This window comes from Halomonas shengliensis (assembly GCF_900104135.1).
Lineage (GTDB): Bacteria > Pseudomonadota > Gammaproteobacteria > Pseudomonadales > Halomonadaceae > Halomonas > Halomonas shengliensis.
Genome location: NZ_FNIV01000001.1, coordinates 68,768 through 83,361, shown reverse-complemented (window position 1 = coordinate 83,361; position 14,594 = coordinate 68,768). Strand labels below are relative to the sequence as shown.

Genomic DNA, 14,594 nt, shown 5'->3' with positions numbered 1-14,594 from the left:
CGGCGCCGACCCCCTGCTCATGTCATCGACCACCCCAGGACCGGGAGAGCGGCCCTTGTCATCACCCACCCCACGTTATCCGCTGCACCGGCTCACCGGCCAGTTCCTGGAGCCGGCCAGGGAGGCGAGCTATCGCCGCGAGATCGCGCCCCGGGCGCGACTCGAATCCAGCCTGGCGCTCTGCGTGGCGGCGCCGGTCTTCGGCATGTTCGCCATCTCCGACTATCACTACCTCGAGCCGAGCATAGAGCTGACCCTGCTGCTCGCCATGCGCCTGGTGGTGGTGGTCGCCTGCCTGGCGCTGGCGGTCGCGATCGGGCGCCTCGGCGACTTCAGCCGCCGGCTGTGGCTGCACGCCCTGCCGCTGTGGATACTGGCGACGGGCATCATCCTGATCGTGCTCCTGCGCCCCGAGAGCCTCGCCACCCAGGTCACCGCGCTGGTGGTGGCCACCATCGCCTTCTACCTGCTGATCCCCAACCTGCTGCCGGTGGTGGCCTTCGCCAGCCTCTACCTGAACCTGGGGTTCCTTGCTTCGGCGGTGGCGATGACCGACATCTCGGCCGTGGTGGTGCTGCGCATCGGACTGCTGCTGGTGATGACCAACGCCGTGGGCTTCTTCGCCCTGCTGCGCCTGGAGCGGCTGCAGCGGACGCAGTTCGCGCTGCTCGAGGAGGAGCGGGTGCAGAACCGCCAGCTGATGGAGGAGATCGCCCATCGCAAGTCGCTGGAGGCGCAGCTGCGCCAGGTCGCCGAGCGCGATGAGCTGACCGGCCTGGACTCGCGCCGCCACTTCATGGCCCGCGCCGAGGCGCTGCTGCGCCGCGCGCGGCACGAGAAGGCGCCCTTCAGCCTGTTCATGATCGACGTGGACCACTTCAAGGCCATCAACGACACCTGGGGGCACGGCCAAGGCGACCGGGTGCTGGCGGCGCTCGCGGAGACCTGCCAGCGTTCCCTGAGGCCCCAGGACGTGATCGGCCGCTTCGGCGGAGAGGAGTTCATCGTCGCCCTGCCGGACACTCACCCCAGGGAGGCGCTGATGGTGGCGGAACGCCTGCAGCAGAGGATCAGCGACCTTGAGGTGATGGAAGCGCTGCCGGAGCACCGCCTCACCGTCACCATCGGCATCGCCGGAGGCGTCGACGAGGACGCCGACCTGGACACCCTGATCCAGCAGGCCGACCAGGCCCTCTACGCCGGCAAGCACGCCGGCAGGAATCGGGCCGTGGTGAGCCAGGAAGTGAGTGACGAGGCGTGACGGGACAGTCAGGACTGCCACCACAGGGAGCGCGAGCCCAAAGCCAGGCCATCGGCGACATGGATGGAGAAGTCGTCGGCTGCCGGTCATGCCCCCGTCAGCATCTTGCCCACCACGCCAAGCAGGAAGCCGGCGGAAGCGCCCAGGGGAGGCGCCCAGTGGCTCTTCAGCCTGGCCTGGGGGGCGATGTCCTGGAAGATGATGTACAGGATACCGCCGGCCGCAAACAGCATGATGCAGGAGATCACTCGGGGATACTCGGCCAGGAAGGCATAGCCGGTGAGCCCGGCGATGGGCCCCAGCAGGGCCATCAGGACGAAGGCACCGATGATGGGCAGGCGCCGATAGTCGGTGGACGCCATGATCTCCCGATAGGCATTGAAGCCTTCCGGCATGTTCTGGAGGGCGATGATGCCGGCCATCAGGAGCCCCGCGCTCTCCGAGAAGGTGAACGCCGCGCCCAGCGCCAGGGCCTCCGGCACGAAATCGGAGAGCATGGCGACCAGCTGGCTGAGCTGGGTGTCGTTCGCCGCCAGCCGCATGTCCAGCAACATGAACAGCAGGCTGCCGCTGACGAAGGACGCCACCACCGCCCACGGCGGCAGGCCATGCATTCCCTCCGGCACCAGCACCAGGGCCACGGCGGCGAGCAACGCCCCTCCCCCGAAGGCGATCACGGCGTGGCGCAGCTCGTTTTCCAGCCAGAATGGCCGTATCCGTTCGACCGCCGCCAGCGTCGCCCCCAGCGGCATCGCCAGGCCGGCGATCAGCGTCAGTACGACGATCTTCACTACTTCATTCATCATGGTCACGCTCGCCCGCCAGGCATGTCAGTCGATGACGCCTCGATAGAAGACCACCCGCTCCTCGATCGCCTCCATTCCTTCCTTCGGCCGCCCATAGCTCCACGCCAAATCCTTATGCTCACCAAAGGTGAAGTAGGAGGCATTCCCCTTGAAAGGGCAGTGGGTCACAGTGTCCGAGGGAGTCAGCAGGTCCATTCGCACATCCTCGCGGGGGAGATACTGGCGTGGCGGGTAGCCACGTTCGCGCAGTTCGATGGCGCGGGTGGTGTCGGCAAGCAGGGTGCCATCGATGACGACGCGCACCCGGCGGGAATGCGGATGCAGCGTGATGCGGGGCTCGGTGGCATCGTCCATGATCATTCTCTGTGTTTTTTCTAATATTGATCTGCATAGCGTAACAGGCCTGGGCGCCATCGCCGACGACAGATCGCTTATGACCAACGTCCAGCCTGACACGTCATGGCCGGGCGAACTCTCGGCCAACTGGTCCGCTCACCAGGTGGTGGTGACCTGCTCCTCTTCCTCCTCGAGGGGGTCCTCCAGCGGCTCGCCCTCCTCGTTCTGGAGCTGCTGGTCGTAGGCCGCCTGGAGGCCGGTCTCCTCCTCGGCGACCTCTTCCTCCTCCGCCTGGGCGATGGCGCCCGGGTAGAAGGGCGAGAGCACGGCCACCAGGATACCCAGCGCGGCGAACATGGCGAAGGCGTCGGCGTAGCCGAAGCTTCCCACCAGCGCACCGACCGCCGGCGAGCCGGTGGCCTGGCCCAGCGATACCGCCATGAAGGGCAACACCGGGCCGACGGAGAGGCGGCCAGGCAGCAGGCGGATGCCGGTCATCAGGTAGAGCCCGGCCAGGCTCATGTAGGCCAGGCCGAAGACCAGCGCGGAGAAGGCCGCCAGCAGCGGCTGGGCGGGGCTGGCGGCGAGCAGCGCCAGGCTCGCGGAGAGCATCATCAGCATCAGCGCCTGGGTGATCGGTGGATTGTTGCGATCGGCCAGGTCGGCCACCACGGCGCCACCCAGGCCGGCCAGGCCCACCGCGAACCACAGCCAGGCGGTAGCGCTGGCGGGCAGCTCGCCGAGGCTCACCACCAGGTCGGGCGCAAAGATCCAGTAGGCGGCGGAAACGAAGCCCATCAGGTAGGCGAACAGCGTGAGCCTGACCAGGCGCGACCAGGGCAGCTCATTGAGCGGCGGTGGGTCTGCCGCATCCGCCGGCACGATGCGCGAGACCGAGGGCAAGAAGAGCCAGGCGGCAATCACGCCGAGGCCGGCCATGACGGCGAAGGAGAGATAGGCGAGGCGCCAGGCGCCGACCATGAACAGCACCGTGGGCACGGCCACGATCACGCCGATGCTGGTGCCCGCGTTCATCACCGAGCTGACCCGCCCGTGCAACGAGCGCCTCACCATCGCCTGCATGGCGGCGGTGAGCGCGGGCATCATCAGGCCGGTGCAGATGCCGCAGGCGAACACCCCAGAGCCCAGCATCACCGGGCCCGTGGCCCGGCTGATCAGCATGAGCCCGGCGACGCCGAAACCGCCGGAGAGCACCGCCGTATAACGGGCACCGAGGCGGTCGGTGATCAGGGGCGCCACCGCCGTGGCCAGCAGAAAGCTGATCAGCGGCAGCGAGCCGATGATGCCGATCACGTAGGAGGAGAGGCCCAACTCGTCGCGGATCGGGGGGACGAAGAGCCCGAAGGCGAAACGGGCGAGACCGTAGCTGATCGCGATCAGCCCGGCCCCGAGGATGGCGAACCCCGTGCTGGTAAGCCTCATCATGTGTCCTCCGCCAGACCGCGTGGAGGAAGTGCGTCGCCGCCGTCACGGGGGCAGACGCGCCGGCACCCTCCCAGCGTGGAGCAGCATGGCGGTATCGACAAGGGCCGCGACCCGCAGATGCGACCTTGTCCCGCCCGGGGCGAGCTGTCATGGTCGGGCGGCAGTGTCACCAGACAGGGAGATCACGCCGTGTATATCGCCATGAACCGTTTTCGGGTCAACCCCGAGCGCACGCAGGAGTTCGAGCAGATCTGGCTGGAGCGCGAGACCCACCTGCAGGGGCTGCCCGGCTTCGAGGCCTTCCATATGCTGCGCGGACCGGAGCGCGAGGAACATGTGCTCTATGCTTCCCATACCGTGTGGCGCTCGCGGGAGGACTTCGAGGCTTGGACCCGCTCCGAGGCCTTCCGCCAGGCCCACGCCAACGCCGGCCAGAGCAAGCGCGAGGGGCTCTACCTGGGCCCGCCGAGCTTCGAGGGCTTCGAGGTCATCCAGACCGTCGACAACGAGGAGAGTGACGCATGAGCCACCGTGACGCCTACGAGCAGAAGCTGCGTGCCAAGCTGGACGAGTGGCAAGCGGAGATCGACAAGCTGAAGGCCCAGGCCCGCGGCGCCGATGCCGATGCCCGCATCGAGCGGGAGAAGGAGGCCGAGCGCCTGGAGGAGAGGCGCGAGGAGGTGCGCCGCAGGCTGGAGGAGCTGCGCGAGGCCGGCGACGACGCCTGGGACGACATCCGGGCGGGCGCGGAGCGTGCATGGGAGTCGATGAGCGACGCCTTCGAGAAGGCCCGCTCGCGCTTCAAGTAGCCGGGCCGGCTGACGGCCCCGGGGAGGCGCCAGCATGAGCGAGACCCGAGAGAGACGCCTGCATCCCACCCTGGAGCGGCTTCACCTAGGGTGGGACCTGCTGGTCATCGCCCTGGTGGTCGCCAACCTGTCGCTGCTGCTGTTCGACAGCCTCTTCCTGCTGGCGCCGCTCAATGCCGCCTTCGAGGCCACGGCACCGGGCCTGCACGGCGCCTACGAGCGCCATGTCCACGCCAACTTCCTGGCCATCGACCTGGCCTTCGTGGCCGTCTTCGTGCTCGACGTGCTGCTTGGCTGGGCGGTGGCCATCGCCGAGCGGCGCTACCACCGCTGGTTCTTCTACCCCTTCGTGCACTGGTACGACGTGCTGGGCTGCATTCCGGTGGGCGGCTTCCGTCTGCTGCGCATCCTGCGCGTGATCTCGTTGCTGCATCGCCTGCAGCGCATGGGGCTGATCGACGTGCGCCGCTGGTACCTCTACGGCGTGTTCGCCAAGTACTACGACATCCTGCTGGAGGAGCTCACCGACCGCATCGCCATCCGCCTGCTGGACAACGTCCAGGCGGAGATCCGCGCCAGCGACTCGCTCTCCCGCGGCGTGGTGGAGCAGGTCGTGCGCCCCCGCCAGCAGGCGCTGATCCACGAGATCAGCCAGCGCCTGGAGGCGATGGCCGACAGCGCCTACACCCACAACCGCGAGGACATCCTGCGCTACGTGCGCGGCCTGGTGGGCCGCACCCTGGCGGAGAGCCCGGAGGTCCGCCGCCTGGAGCGCCTGCCGCTGGGCGGCCAGCTGACCCGCGGGCTCGAGGCCTCGCTCTCCGACCTGGCCTGCCGGCTGGTCAACGAGGCCCTGGCGGGGCTGCAGTCGCCGGAGTTCACCGCCCTGGTGGAGCACCTCGCCGAGAGCGGCTTCGACGCCTGGCTGCGCACCGACCCGCACACCGAGCAGGTCACCGAGCAGGTGCTGGTGGACATGCTGGAGCTGCTCAAGGAGCAGATCGCGGTGAAGGGCTGGCAACACCGCTATGAGTGACTTCGCCCTGACCTCGACTACTGGTTACTCCCGCAGCGCCATGACCCGCTCCAGCTCCTGCCGATAGGCCGCCTCATGCGCGGCCGGGTCGGCCGGGAAGCGGCCGAGCGCCACCGCCAGGTCGAAGAAGCCCTGCCGAGGCAGGTCGCCGCGGCGGCTGACCACCAGGGTGGCGATCATCGGCCGCCCGGCGGCGACGTCCTCGCGCATCAGCGCCTCCAGGGCCTGAGCGACGCGCTGGATGGTACGCGGCGGCGAGAGCCCCAGCGCCTCGGCGGCCTGGTGGTAGCTGATCGGCAGCGCCTCGGAAGGCAGCTGCTCCAGCCGTTCCCGCAGGCGCGGGGCGAGATCGTCAGGGTCGTTCACGAGGTGTCTTCCCTCCCGGGGAGTGAGCAGCGCAGGGCGCGAGGGGCCGTCATCACAGCGGCAGGTGCAGGATGGCGCCGCGCAGGCCGCGAGGGTCGGCCCACAGCTTGCCCAGAGTGATGGGCAGCCGGAAGCGTCGCTTGCCGGCGGCACCCGGGTTGAACAGCAGCCGCCCCTCCTGCCACTCGTTGCGGGGCTTGTGGGAGTGGCCGTGAAGCACGGCGTCGCAGGCGGTGGCCGGGTCGAGGTCGGAAAGGCGATGCACCAGGTGCAGGCGCCAGCCGTTGACCGTGAGGTCGAGGGTCATCGGCAGCGCCTCGGCCCAGGGCGCGGTGTCGACGTTGCCGCGCACCGCCAGCACCGGGGCCAGCTCGGCCAGCCGCTCGAGCATGGCGGCGTCCTCGTCACGGTGGCCCACGTCGCCCAGGTGCAGGATCAGCCCGCAGCCCTCCAGCAGTGTCAGCGCCTCGGGACGCAGCAGGCCATGGGTGTCGCTGATCACCCCGACAGGCGCCTCGAGGGCGAAGGTCCGCTCAGCGGGTGGCACTCAGCCCCTTCCAGTCTTCCAGGTCCAGCTCGGGCTTCTCGGCGCGGAAGCGGGCGTAGAGCTCGATGCCGCGCGCATCCTCGAGGATATCCACGCGCACGCCCCGGGCCTTGAGCAGCGGCTCGGTGCCCGAGGCGTTGGTGACGTCGCCCACCACCACCCGGCAGAAGCCGCGCATGCTGAGCAGGGTGGCGCAGATCTCGCAGGGGCTCAGCGAGGTGAAGAGGGTGGTGCGGCCGAAGTCGATGCGCCCGGCGTCGCGCAGCGCCGAGGTCTCGCCGTGGTGGTAGGGGTGGTTCTCCTGCACCAGGGTGTTGTGGCCCTTGCCGAGGATGCGCCGGGTGGCGTTGTCGACGATCACCGCGCCGATGGGACAGCCGCCCTCGTCGAAGCTCTTCTGCGCCAGCCACACGGCGATGCGCATGAAGTCGGCGTCGGAGAGCCGGCGGGCGAAGTCGTCGTTCATCAGCGTCGGCAGGCTACGGGTGGGCATGTAGGCGATGGCGACGAGTGCCGCCTCGCTGACCGGGGTGCTGGCATCGAGCAGTGTGTCCATGGCGCCTCCTGCTGGGTGGTGCTGCCAAGATGCGCGGCGCCGGCGGCTTGCGTCAACCGCCGCCGGAGCGGGTATGCTGTGCGGCGTTTCCTTCCCGCCCGGAGCACCGATGCTGGACAACCCCACCGCCCTGGCCGGCCAGGCGGCCGGCCTGGCCGCCCTGCTGCTGTGCATCGCCGCCTTCGCCAGCAAGCGCGACGAGCGCCTGCTGGTGCTGCTGATCTCGGCCAATGTCGCCTTCGCCCTGCAGTTCCTGTTCTTGGAGAGCTGGACCGCGGCGGCGCTGACCGTGCTGGTGATCGTGCGCATCGCCCTGGCGCGACGCTACCCGGGCAGCAAGGCGGTGATGGCCGGGGTACTGGCGGCCAGCGCCGTGGCCGCCCTGGTCACCTGGCAGGGCTGGGCCGACCTGCCGGCGCTGGTGGCCATGGTGCTCGGCACCGTGGGCATGTTCCTGCTGCGCGGCATCCCCATGCGGGTGATGCTGGGGCTGGCCGCGGTGGCCTGGCTGCTCAGCCACCTGCTGGTGGGCGCCGTGGGCGGCTCGCTGGCCGAGGCGCTGGTGGTGGTCACCAACGCCTTCACCATCTGGCGCCTGTGGCGGGCGAAGCGCCGCTATCCCGAGGCGTTCGAGGACGGCGGGGCCTGACCCCGGGCGCGGATCACTTCATCTCGAAGCCGCGCTTGACCAGGAAGTCGCGCATGTGGGGGCGCAGCTTGGTGTCGAACAGCGGGGTGAGGTTGCGCGACCAGGTGGTGTCCTTGGGGCCGCCCTTGCGGCTCTGGTAGTAGGCGTGCATGGCATCGTCGTAGGCGGCCACCGCCTCGCCGTCGTCCTGGTAGCGGTCCTCCTTGAGGATGGCCGACACCGGCAGGCGCGGCTTCACGTCGGGGTCGTGGGCCGGATAGCCGAGGCACATACCGAACACCGGGTAGACGTGGTCCGGCAGCCCCAGCAGGTCGCTGATCTGCTGGGGGTTGTTGCGGATGCCGCCGATGTAGCAGATGCCGAGCCCCTCGGACTCCGCGGCCACCGCCACGTTCTGGGCCATCAGCGCGGTGTCCACGGTGGCCACCAGCAGCTGCTCGGTCATGCCGCGCACCACCCGCGCACCGGTGCGCTCGGCGGCGTCGGTGGGCCGCTTCATGTCGGCGCAGAACACCAGGAAGGCGCCGCAGCTGGCCACGTAGCCCTGGCCGCCGGCGAGCTCGGCGATCGCCTCGCGGTTCTCTGGCTTGGTCACATGGATCACCGAGTAGGCCTGCACGTGGCTGGAGGTGGCGGCGGCCTGGCCGGCCTCGATCAGCGTCTCCAGCAATTCCCGGGAGACGGGTTGGTCGGTGAACTTGCGGATGGAGCGGTGGGACTTCAGCAACTCGATGGTGGGGTTCATGGGGCCTCGCTCGACGGGTGGGTGTGTCGTTATCCCGCTCATTGTTCCATGACGCGCCCGCCGCTTGCACCGCCTTTCACCGCCGTGCTTTTCAGCGCCGCCGGCGCCGGCTAGGGTGTGACCTCTCTCCCTTGCCGCCCCGAGGCCCCGCATGCCACGCATCCTGCTCGTCGACAACGGCTCCCTGCGCCCCCAGGCCACCCTCAACCTGCGCCGCCTGGCCGCGGCGCTAGCGCGACGCACCGGCGAGACGGTGGAGGCCGCCTCGCTGCTGCACTCCCACAAGGTGCCCGCCGAGCGGCTGGAGGGGGAGAAGGCGGTGACCCTGGGCCCGCTGGCGGAGCGACTGGCCGCCGAGGGGGAGACGGAACTGGTGGTGGTGCCCTTCTTCTTCGGTCCCAGCCAGGCGCTGACCCGCTACCTGCCGGAGCGCCTGGCGGAGGTACAGGCGGCACATCCGCGCCTGGCGGTTCGGGTGGCGCTGCCGCTGTTTAACACCCTGCACGGCCTGGACCTGCGCCTGGCGCGCCTGCTGGCCGACAATGTCCGAGAGGCCATGGGACCGGCCCGCGAGGGCGGCGAAGATGCGTGCCGCCCCACGGTGGTGCTGGTGGACCACGGCAGCCCGATCCCCGAGGTGGCCGCGGTGCGCAACGTGCTGGCCGGCCAGCTGGGTGCCCTGCTGGAGGGCGAGGCGGGCAGCGTCACCTTCGCCTCCATGGAGCGCCGCGAGGGCGAGGCGTACCGCTTCAACGAGCCGCTGCTGGAGGACCTGCTTGCCGACCCGGCGCTGGCCGGTCGCGAGGTGATCCTGGCGATGCTGTTCCTCTCCCCCGGTCGCCACGCCGGCGAGGGCGGCGACATCGCCGAGATCGCCGCGCGGGCCATGGCCGCCTCGCCGGGGCTCTCGGTCACCCCCAGCCGGCTGGTGGGCGAGCACGACGGCATCCTCGAGCTGCTCGCCAGCCGCGTCGCCCAGGGGCTGGCCGGGGAACCGCTGCTGCTGGCACTGCCACCGCGGGCGTAGCGACTCAAGGCAGCAGGACCAGCGTGGAATGGCACAGTCCAACCTCACCGCGCGAATCGGTATGCTGTGGCCACAACAACAATCGCCACAGGGAGAGCCCATGTCGACCTTCAGCCTGAGACCTCGACCACGCGGTGGCCGCTGGCCGACGGCCCCCGCCTGGCTCGGCGTGCTGCTGCTGGTGGCCGCCGCGGTCCTGATGGGCGGCGCCGGCCCGGCCCATCGCCTCGGCCTGCTGCCGCTGGGCACCGCCTTCGACCTGCTGCGCCTGGGCGCCTACCTGGGCGTCGGCGCCGCCGCCCTGGGCCTGCTGACCCTGGTGATCGCCAGCCTCTGCCGCCGCTGGCGGCCGGCCTTCGTCGGCCTGCTGGTGATCGCGCTGGTGGCGGCGATGATGGCGGTGCCCTGGCAGCTGATGCAGCGCGCCCAGGCGGTACCGCCGATCCATGACATCACCACCGACATGGTGGACCCGCCGGCCTTCGAGGCCCTGGCCGCCGCCCGCGAGGCCGCCCCCAACGCCGTGGACTACCCCGGCGAGCGCTTCGCCAGCCAGCAGCGCCGTGCCTACCCCGGCCTGCAGCCGCTGGTGGTGGATCGCCCGCTCGACGAGGTCATGGCCGCCGCCGAGGCCGAGGCGCGCGAACGCGGCTGGGCCATCGCCGCGGTGGAGGAGACGCACCTGGAGGCCACCGCCACCACCCGCTGGTTCGGCTTCGAGGACGATGTCGCGGTGCGCCTCACCGAGCAGGCCGATGGCGTGCGGGTCGACGTGCGCTCGGCCTCGCGCCTGGGGCGCAGCGACCTGGGCACCAACGCCGCGCGCATCCACACCTTCCTGACCGACCTCGAGGCACGGCTGCGCTGACGGCAGGGGCGTCAGGCCGCCGCGGAACCTGTATGCTGCAGGAACCGGGCCCCACGCGAGGCCCGGCACCATAAAAGAAGAAAAGACGGTACGCCCACGGGCCGACCGCCATGAGTATCGATCGCCGACATCGCCCACAGGAGGCCCCATGGGTTGCGCAAGAGTGGACGGGGAATGCCGTCGCTGCGAGGGGGACCTGCCCTTCGACATCATCATGGCCTTTCAGCCGATCGTCGATCTCGAGCGCCGCGAGATCCACGCCTACGAGGCGCTGGTGCGCGGCGCCGGCGGCGAGTCCGCCGGCCAGGTGCTGGAACGGGTGACCGACGAGCTGCTCTACCGCTTCGACCAGGCCTGCCGGGTGCAGGCCATCGAGCAGGCCAGCCGGCTGGGGATCCAGGAGTCGCTCTCCATCAACTTCCTGCCCAACGCCGTCTACGAGCCCGAGGCGTGCATCCAGGCCACCCTGGAGGCGTCGCGCCGCGCCGGCTTCCCGCTCGAGAAGCTAATCTTCGAGGTGGTCGAGTCGGAGCAGATCACCGACCGCGAGCATCTGCATGACATCATCACCGCCTACCGTCGCATGGGCTTCCGCGTGGCGCTGGACGACTTCGGCACCGGCTACGCCAACCTCGACCTGCTCACCGAGCTGACCCCCGACAAGCTCAAGCTGGACCGCCAGCTGATCCAGGGCTGCCACCGTGACCCGCGCCGCCAGGCGCTGGTCGATGCCATGGTGGCCGCCGCCCGCCGGCTCGGCATCAAGCTGATCGCCGAGGGCGTGGAGGAGGTGGACGAGGCGCGCTGGCTCCACCAAGCCGGCATCCCCCTGCAGCAGGGCTACTTCTATGCCCGCCCGGCCGTGGATGCCCTGGCCGGCGACCTCGAGCCCGCCTTCGCGGCGGTGCTCGCTCCCCTTCCCGCCGGAGTGTCCCGATGCCGCTGACACCGGACCGGCTCGACAATGTCGAGCGGGTGATCCAGGCCGCCCCCATCGGCATCTGCGTGACCGATGCCCAGGGACGCTTCGAGCGGGTCAACCCCACCTATTGCGAGTTCTATGGCTACCGCGAGGAGGAGCTGATCGGCCAGCCCTTCACTCTGGTGGTGCCGGAGGCCAACCGCCCCATCCTGCAGGCGCTCCACGACCGCTTCATCGCCGGCGAGGATGACGAGGAACTGGCCCAAGAGTGGGAGGTGCACGGCAAGGACGGCGAGCTGCGCAACATCCTGGCCCGGGCGGCACGCATCGTCGACAACCAGGGGGCGGTGAAGAAGGTCACCTTCGTGGTGGACATCACCGAGCGCAAGCGCATGGAGCAGCGCCTGGAGTTCCTGGCCCGCCATGACGAGCTGACCGGGCTGCTCAACCGCCGCGCCGGCCTGGCGCTGCTGGAGGAGGAGATCGCCCGCTCCCGCCGCTACTCCACGCCGCTGGCCATCGCCGCCTGCGACCTCGACCACTTCAAGCGAATCAACGACCGCCACGGCCATGCCGCCGGCGACAACGTGCTGCGCGAGGCGGCCATGCGCATGCGCCGGGCGCTGCGCCAGCACGACCACCTGGTGCGCACGGGCGGCGAGGAGTTCCTGGTGATCCTGCCCGGCATCTCCTTGGCCGAGGGGTGGCAGGCCATGGAGCGTCTGCGCCTGGCGCTTTCCGCCACGCCCCTGGAGGCGCCGCCGCTGACCCTGACCCTCTCCGCCGGGGTCGCCGAGCTGGCCCCAGGCGAGGATAGCGACGCCCTGATGGAGCGCGCCGACCGCGCCCTCTACGGCGCCAAGGAGGCAGGGCGCAACCGGGTGCTGGAGGCCGCGCAACCGGTCATGGGCAAGGCCACGAAATCCGGGTAGCATGGCGCCCCCTGCCATCGGCGAGCCGTGAGGTGGCCCGTGAATCCCGAAGACCTGCTGACCCTGGTGAGGATGCGCATGCCCTTCGGCAAGTACGAGGGGCGGCTGCTGGCCGACCTGCCCGGCCCCTACCTGGCGTGGTTCGCCCGCGAGGGCTTTCCCCACGGCGAGCTCGGGCGACTGCTCGCCCTTATGCACGAGATCGACCACAACGGCCTGGGCGGCCTACTAGAGCCGCTGCGCCGTTCCTGACCCGACCACGGACCCGGTGATGCTGAAGATTTCCAACAGCGTGACGCTCGGCGACTGGGAGATCGAGCTCCAGCCGATCCGCGCCCAGGGCGCCGGCGGCCAGAACGTCAACAAGGTGGAGAGCGCCATCCACCTGCGCTTCGACATCCCCCGCTCCAGCCTGCCGCCCTTCTACAAGGAGCGGCTGCTGGCGCTCTCCGACCAGCGCATCACCCGCGACGGGGTAGTGGTCATCAAGGCCCAGCGCTTCCGCACCCAGGAGCAGAACCGCGAGGATGCCCTGGAGAGGCTGAGCGAGCTGATCCGCGAGGCGGTGAAGCAGCACAAGGTGCGCAAGCCCACCAAGCCGAGCCGCGCCGCCAAGCGCCGCCGGGTGGATGCCAAGACCCGCAAGGGCAGGACCAAGGCCCTGCGCGGCAAGGTGAGCCCATGAGCAAAAGGCGTCAGGATCGACCGGCCTCGCCCTGCGTGCGGATCTGCCGCGTGACACCAGGCGGCGGCCGCTGTGAGGGGTGCGGACGCAGCCTCGAAGAGATCGCCGCCTGGTCGCGCCTGGACGAGGATGCCCGCGAGGCGGTCTGGCAGCGCCTGGAGGCCGAGGGCTGGCCGGTCACCGACGACGCTCCTGCCTGAATCCACGGCGCGGCAGGACCGGCGCGGCAGAGGGCCTCAGTGCTGCTTGACGCGCCGGATGCGCCAGGCCAGCACGCCGATGATGCTCAGCCCCAGCGGTCCCAGCACCGCCGCTGCCACCGCGGGCACGATGCTCACCCCCAGGGCGTCGAGGCTCTGCAGGCCGAGCTTGAAGAGGCTGAAGAGGTAGTAGCTGATCACGATGATCGACAGCCCCTCCACCGCCTTCTGGATCTTCAGCTGGCTGCTGGTGCGCTCGTTGAGGCTCGCCAGCATCGCGGCGTTCTGCTCCTCGATCTCCACCTGGGCGCGGGTACGCAGCAGGTCGTTGAGGCGCGCGACGCTCTCGGCCAGGTCCTGCTGGCGGCGATGGATCGAGGCGCAGAAGTGCACCGTGGGCCGGAAGCGGCGCAGGATGAAGGTGCCGAGCCCGGGGCTGTCGCCGACCCGGCTCTCGCGCAGCTCCTCGATACGGGTGAAGACGATCCGCGCGTAGGCCTCGGTGGCGCTGAAGCGGCGTCGCGAGCGCGCCCCGGAGCGCTCGAGGCGCGCCGAGAGCGACGACAGGGCCGCCAGCAGCGGCCGAGAGCTCTCCGCCTGCCCTTCCGCGTTGCGCTCCGAGAGCTCACCGAGCTCCTGTTCGTGGACCTGCAGCTCGCGCTCCAGCTCCTTGGCCAGGGGTAGCGCCAGGCTCGCCATCATGCGGTAGGTCTCTATCTCCAGCAGGCGACGCGTCATGCGTCCCAGCCGGAAGGCATCCAGTCCCTGGTTGACCAGCAGCAGGCGGTTGATGCCCTGCTCGGTCAGGCGAAAGTCGCTCCATACAATGGCGTCGCCGTCGCCCACCCGCGAGCCTGCCGGGTCGCGCAAACCATAGGCCGCGGCGCTGCCGGCCCAGCGGTGGGCGGACGCCACCAGCACCTGGGTGACGCCGATCAGCTGATCCTCGTGGCCCGCCACCAGAGTCTCCAGCAGCGGCGGTGGGAGTGGCCAGGCGGTCTCCTCCGGCTCGCGCGGCGCCAGCAGGGTCAGGGTGAGGAACTCGGTGTGGCGCTCCCACTTCAGGGTCAGGCCTTCGACCTCGAGGATCTGCTGGACAGCATCGACCGGTGGCGGTGCCCCGGTGCGCTCGACCAGGCGGGCCAGCACCGCCTCGCAGGCGCCGGCCTCGTCGAGCAGGGCGTAGTGGTGGAGGGTGGCCGGCTCGTCGAAATAGATCGAGGGCCGGGCGTGCAGCTCGTTGTGCAGTCGCTCTCGCTGTGGGTGCATGGTCGAGTCTCGAAAGGGGTAGCCTTGGAGCCTACGGCCCCCACCCCGCCGCGCCAAGCGCCTGCGTCAACGGGCCCCAGGCGCCTGGCGGGTGTGATCGATCGTCACGAGAGAGTCGGATCTCGCAGTCGATC

Annotated in this window: 20 protein-coding genes; 12 read left to right on the top strand and 8 right to left on the bottom strand. The window is 70.1% G+C overall.

Going from position 1 to position 14,594, the window contains the following annotated elements:
- Positions 1 to 55 precede the first annotated feature (55 nt).
- Positions 56 to 1,261, top strand: coding sequence for a GGDEF domain-containing protein (locus BLP95_RS00445; RefSeq protein WP_245678638.1), 1,206 nt, complete (start codon positions 56 to 58; stop codon positions 1,259 to 1,261).
- Positions 1,262 to 1,347: 86 nt separating this feature from the next.
- Here the strand turns inward: BLP95_RS00445 and BLP95_RS00440 are convergent, their stop codons facing one another.
- From BLP95_RS00440 to BLP95_RS00430, 3 genes are all read right to left on the bottom strand, one after another.
- Complete coding sequence (locus BLP95_RS00440; RefSeq protein ID WP_342670375.1) at positions 1,348 to 2,067, bottom strand: ZIP family metal transporter; 720 nt, start codon at positions 2,065 to 2,067, stop codon at positions 1,348 to 1,350.
- Positions 2,068 to 2,091: 24 nt separating this feature from the next.
- Positions 2,092 to 2,421, bottom strand: a complete 330-nt coding sequence (locus BLP95_RS00435; RefSeq protein ID WP_089676232.1) for a DUF427 domain-containing protein — start codon at positions 2,419 to 2,421, stop codon at positions 2,092 to 2,094.
- A 138-nt stretch (positions 2,422 to 2,559) separates the two neighbouring features.
- A complete protein-coding gene (locus BLP95_RS00430; protein WP_089676231.1) occupies positions 2,560 to 3,849 on the bottom strand; it encodes an MFS transporter in 1,290 nt (429 codons plus the stop codon).
- 189 nt (positions 3,850 to 4,038) lie between these two features.
- On the opposite strand from BLP95_RS00430, the gene hmuQ reads away from it, so the two are divergent.
- Genes hmuQ through BLP95_RS00415 form a run of 3 tightly spaced genes read left to right on the top strand, consistent with a single transcriptional unit; the run spans position 4,039 to position 5,694 of the window.
- Positions 4,039 to 4,374 (top strand): heme-degrading protein HmuQ, encoded by a 336-nt coding sequence (gene hmuQ, locus BLP95_RS00425; protein WP_089676230.1) that lies wholly within the window; start codon positions 4,039 to 4,041, stop codon positions 4,372 to 4,374.
- Complete coding sequence (locus BLP95_RS00420) at positions 4,371 to 4,658, top strand: sll1863 family stress response protein (protein ID WP_089676229.1); 288 nt, start codon at positions 4,371 to 4,373, stop codon at positions 4,656 to 4,658. Before hmuQ ends, BLP95_RS00420 begins: the two co-directional genes overlap by 4 nt.
- 34 nt (positions 4,659 to 4,692) lie before the next feature.
- Positions 4,693 to 5,694: an ion transporter gene (locus BLP95_RS00415; RefSeq protein ID WP_089676228.1), complete on the top strand. Its 1,002-nt coding sequence runs from the start codon at positions 4,693 to 4,695 to the stop codon at positions 5,692 to 5,694.
- Positions 5,695 to 5,718: 24 nt separating this feature from the next.
- Here BLP95_RS00415 and BLP95_RS00410 read toward each other — a convergent pair whose 3' ends face one another.
- The 3 genes from BLP95_RS00410 to BLP95_RS00400 are packed head-to-tail and all read right to left on the bottom strand — an operon-like array spanning position 5,719 to position 7,163.
- Entirely contained in the window at positions 5,719 to 6,060 is a 342-nt protein-coding gene (locus BLP95_RS00410) for a hypothetical protein (RefSeq protein ID WP_089676227.1), read from the bottom strand.
- Between the two features lie 52 nt (positions 6,061 to 6,112).
- Positions 6,113 to 6,607, bottom strand: a complete 495-nt coding sequence (locus BLP95_RS00405) for a metallophosphoesterase family protein (protein WP_218118497.1) — start codon at positions 6,605 to 6,607, stop codon at positions 6,113 to 6,115.
- Entirely contained in the window at positions 6,594 to 7,163 is a 570-nt protein-coding gene (locus tag BLP95_RS00400; RefSeq protein ID WP_089676226.1) for a nucleoside deaminase, read from the bottom strand. The genes BLP95_RS00405 and BLP95_RS00400 overlap by 14 nt, the downstream gene beginning before the upstream one ends.
- Positions 7,164 to 7,272: 109 nt before the next feature.
- Here BLP95_RS00400 and BLP95_RS00395 point away from each other — a divergent pair, with 109 nt between their 5' ends.
- Positions 7,273 to 7,812 carry a YgjV family protein gene (locus BLP95_RS00395; RefSeq protein WP_089676225.1) on the top strand — a complete coding sequence of 180 codons (540 nt, stop codon included), beginning with the start codon at positions 7,273 to 7,275 and terminating at the stop codon, positions 7,810 to 7,812.
- Positions 7,813 to 7,825: 13 nt separating this feature from the next.
- On the opposite strand, the gene nfsA is transcribed toward BLP95_RS00395, so the two are convergent.
- A complete protein-coding gene (gene nfsA, locus BLP95_RS00390) occupies positions 7,826 to 8,557 on the bottom strand; it encodes an oxygen-insensitive NADPH nitroreductase (protein WP_089676224.1) in 732 nt (243 codons plus the stop codon).
- Positions 8,558 to 8,708: 151 nt separating this feature from the next.
- On the opposite strand from nfsA, the gene BLP95_RS00385 reads away from it, so the two are divergent.
- From BLP95_RS00385 to BLP95_RS00355, 7 genes are all read left to right on the top strand, one after another.
- Positions 8,709 to 9,584 carry a sirohydrochlorin chelatase gene (locus BLP95_RS00385; protein ID WP_089676223.1) on the top strand — a complete coding sequence of 292 codons (876 nt, stop codon included), beginning with the start codon at positions 8,709 to 8,711 and terminating at the stop codon, positions 9,582 to 9,584.
- A 100-nt stretch (positions 9,585 to 9,684) separates the two neighbouring features.
- A complete protein-coding gene (locus tag BLP95_RS00380) occupies positions 9,685 to 10,452 on the top strand; it encodes a DUF1499 domain-containing protein (RefSeq protein WP_089676222.1) in 768 nt (255 codons plus the stop codon).
- 148 nt (positions 10,453 to 10,600) lie between these two features.
- Complete coding sequence (locus BLP95_RS00375) at positions 10,601 to 11,398, top strand: EAL domain-containing protein (RefSeq protein WP_089676221.1); 798 nt, start codon at positions 10,601 to 10,603, stop codon at positions 11,396 to 11,398.
- Positions 11,389 to 12,306 (top strand): sensor domain-containing diguanylate cyclase, encoded by a 918-nt coding sequence (locus BLP95_RS00370; RefSeq protein WP_089676220.1) that lies wholly within the window; start codon positions 11,389 to 11,391, stop codon positions 12,304 to 12,306. Before BLP95_RS00375 ends, BLP95_RS00370 begins: the two co-directional genes overlap by 10 nt.
- 39 nt (positions 12,307 to 12,345) lie before the next feature.
- Entirely contained in the window at positions 12,346 to 12,558 is a 213-nt protein-coding gene (locus BLP95_RS00365) for a DUF3820 family protein (RefSeq protein ID WP_089676219.1), read from the top strand.
- 19 nt (positions 12,559 to 12,577) lie between these two features.
- A complete protein-coding gene (gene arfB, locus BLP95_RS00360; protein ID WP_089676218.1) occupies positions 12,578 to 12,991 on the top strand; it encodes an alternative ribosome rescue aminoacyl-tRNA hydrolase ArfB in 414 nt (137 codons plus the stop codon).
- A complete protein-coding gene (locus BLP95_RS00355) occupies positions 12,988 to 13,191 on the top strand; it encodes a DUF1289 domain-containing protein (RefSeq protein WP_089676217.1) in 204 nt (67 codons plus the stop codon). The genes arfB and BLP95_RS00355 overlap by 4 nt, the downstream gene beginning before the upstream one ends.
- 36 nt (positions 13,192 to 13,227) lie before the next feature.
- Here the strand turns inward: BLP95_RS00355 and BLP95_RS00350 are convergent, their stop codons facing one another.
- The gene (locus tag BLP95_RS00350) at positions 13,228 to 14,460 is read right to left on the bottom strand and encodes a DUF3422 domain-containing protein (RefSeq protein ID WP_089676216.1); all 1,233 of its coding nucleotides are present in this window, start codon (positions 14,458 to 14,460) and stop codon (positions 13,228 to 13,230) included.
- Positions 14,461 to 14,594 lie beyond the last annotated feature (134 nt).

Bases quoted from the DNA above. Each gene is read 5' to 3' on its own strand.
- BLP95_RS00375 (WP_089676221.1), top strand. From the start codon at position 10,601: ATGGGTTGCGCAAGAGTGGACGGGGAATGCCGTCGCTGCGAGGGGGAC.
- BLP95_RS00355 (WP_089676217.1), top strand. From the start codon at position 12,988: ATGAGCAAAAGGCGTCAGGATCGACCGGCCTCGCCCTGCGTGCGGATC.
- BLP95_RS00385 (WP_089676223.1), top strand. From the start codon at position 8,709: ATGCCACGCATCCTGCTCGTCGACAACGGCTCCCTGCGCCCCCAGGCC.
- BLP95_RS00395 (WP_089676225.1), top strand. From the start codon at position 7,273: ATGCTGGACAACCCCACCGCCCTGGCCGGCCAGGCGGCCGGCCTGGCC.
- BLP95_RS00400 (WP_089676226.1), bottom strand. From the start codon at position 7,163: ATGGACACACTGCTCGATGCCAGCACCCCGGTCAGCGAGGCGGCACTC.
- BLP95_RS00350 (WP_089676216.1), bottom strand. From the start codon at position 14,460: ATGCACCCACAGCGAGAGCGACTGCACAACGAGCTGCACGCCCGGCCC.
- BLP95_RS00370 (WP_089676220.1), top strand. From the start codon at position 11,389: ATGCCGCTGACACCGGACCGGCTCGACAATGTCGAGCGGGTGATCCAG.
- nfsA (WP_089676224.1), bottom strand. From the start codon at position 8,557: ATGAACCCCACCATCGAGTTGCTGAAGTCCCACCGCTCCATCCGCAAG.
- BLP95_RS00415 (WP_089676228.1), top strand. From the start codon at position 4,693: ATGAGCGAGACCCGAGAGAGACGCCTGCATCCCACCCTGGAGCGGCTT.
- BLP95_RS00440 (WP_342670375.1), bottom strand. From the start codon at position 2,067: ATGATGAATGAAGTAGTGAAGATCGTCGTACTGACGCTGATCGCCGGC.
- BLP95_RS00420 (WP_089676229.1), top strand. From the start codon at position 4,371: ATGAGCCACCGTGACGCCTACGAGCAGAAGCTGCGTGCCAAGCTGGAC.
- BLP95_RS00435 (WP_089676232.1), bottom strand. From the start codon at position 2,421: ATGGACGATGCCACCGAGCCCCGCATCACGCTGCATCCGCATTCCCGC.
- BLP95_RS00380 (WP_089676222.1), top strand. From the start codon at position 9,685: ATGTCGACCTTCAGCCTGAGACCTCGACCACGCGGTGGCCGCTGGCCG.
- arfB (WP_089676218.1), top strand. From the start codon at position 12,578: ATGCTGAAGATTTCCAACAGCGTGACGCTCGGCGACTGGGAGATCGAG.
- BLP95_RS00430 (WP_089676231.1), bottom strand. From the start codon at position 3,849: ATGATGAGGCTTACCAGCACGGGGTTCGCCATCCTCGGGGCCGGGCTG.